The sequence below is a fragment of the Streptomyces sp. URMC 123 genome (assembly GCF_051386515.1).
Taxonomy (GTDB): Bacteria; Actinomycetota; Actinomycetes; order Streptomycetales; family Streptomycetaceae; genus Streptomyces.
Genome location: NZ_JBPQTV010000611.1, coordinates 1 through 1,369, shown reverse-complemented (window position 1 = coordinate 1,369; position 1,369 = coordinate 1). Strand labels below are relative to the sequence as shown.

General features: G+C 71.0%; 1 protein-coding gene and 1 pseudogene. Both read left to right on the top strand.

The features are described from left to right. On the top strand, positions 1-904 hold a 904-nt coding region (locus ACSNOD_RS31190), incomplete at its 5' end, for a metallophosphoesterase (RefSeq protein ID WP_436770439.1). 190 nt (positions 905-1,094) lie between these two features. Beyond that, positions 1,095-1,369: pseudogene (locus tag ACSNOD_RS31185) on the top strand (hypothetical protein); the annotation flags it as partial.

Here is a 1,369-nt window from a genome sequence, read left to right as displayed (position 1 = left end):
TGGCGACACCGCGCCCGGGCTGCCCACCCTCCCCCTGGGCCGGATGACCGCCCCCGAGGCCGGCCGGCTCGGGCCCGAGGGCCTTGGCCCGCTCTATGTCGTCGGCGATGTGCACGGCTACTTCGACGAGCTGCGGGAGGCCCTGCGCGCCGAGGGGCTCATCGACGCCGAGGACCGCTGGGCGGCCGGCAACACCCGGCTGTGGTTCCTGGGCGACTTCACCGACCGCGGCCCCGACGGGATCGGCGTCATCGACCTGGTGATGCGGCTGTCCGCCGAGGCGGCCGCGGCCGGCGGCTACTGCAAGGCGCTCATGGGCAACCACGAGCTGCTGCTGATCGGCGCCAAGCGGTTCGGGGACACCCCGGTGAACTCCGGCGCCGGCACCGCCTCCTTCCAGGCCGCGTGGCTGCTCAACGGCGGCCAGCGCACCGACATGGAGCGGCTCCAGGACCACCACCTCCAGTGGATGTCCCGGCTGGACGCGATCGTGGAGGAGGACGGGCACCTGCTGGTGCACTCCGACACCACCGCCTACCTCGAGTACGGCGACTCCATCGAGGACGTCAACGACACCGTCCACGAGATCCTCCAGCGGGGGAACGCGGACGAGTGCTGGGACCTCTTCCGCAAGTTCACCAAGCGGTTCGCCTTCCGTGACGACGAGGCGGGCCCGGTCGCGGTGCGGGAGCTGATCGGCACGTACGGGGGCGAGCGCATCGTGCACGGCCACAGCCCGATCCCGTATCTGCTCGGCGAGGTCGGCTCCGAGGACGGCGAGGACAGCGGCTCCCCGGCCGTGGAGGGTCCGCACGTCTACGCCGACGGGCTGGCCGTCGCGATGGACGGCGGGGTGACGATGGCCGGAAAGCTGCTGGTCGTCCAACTCCCTTTGTCGGATTGACGATAAACGCGGGTAGGTGTCAGGGGAGATAGCACACTCCCCGGCCCGGGGCCATTTTCGGGAAACAACCTGTCACCTCGTGCCGGTAGCGCTCTACCATCGGCTTATCCGTAGCAGGCTCTCCTCCGTTTCCGCCCGACTGCCCGGTGAGAGCCGGCATCCAGGCCCTACGGAGCATCGGGGGATGCACATGAACAGGGCTCCACATCTGCTTCCGCGGGACCGCCCCGAGTTCGAGCGGGTCCTCGACGAGGCGCTGCGCACGGCGAATCGACGGCCGGAACTGGCCGCCATCGGCCGGCGGCTCACCGTCGACCAGCTCCGCAAGGCGGCGTTGGCGGCCTCCTCCGCCATATCCGGCTGCGCCGCCAGCGAATACGAGCACTACCTCCGCGTCCGGGACGAGCAGGGCGGGGACGGGGGCGGCGGCGGAAACGGAGGCAGGGACGGAGGCGGGGACGGAGG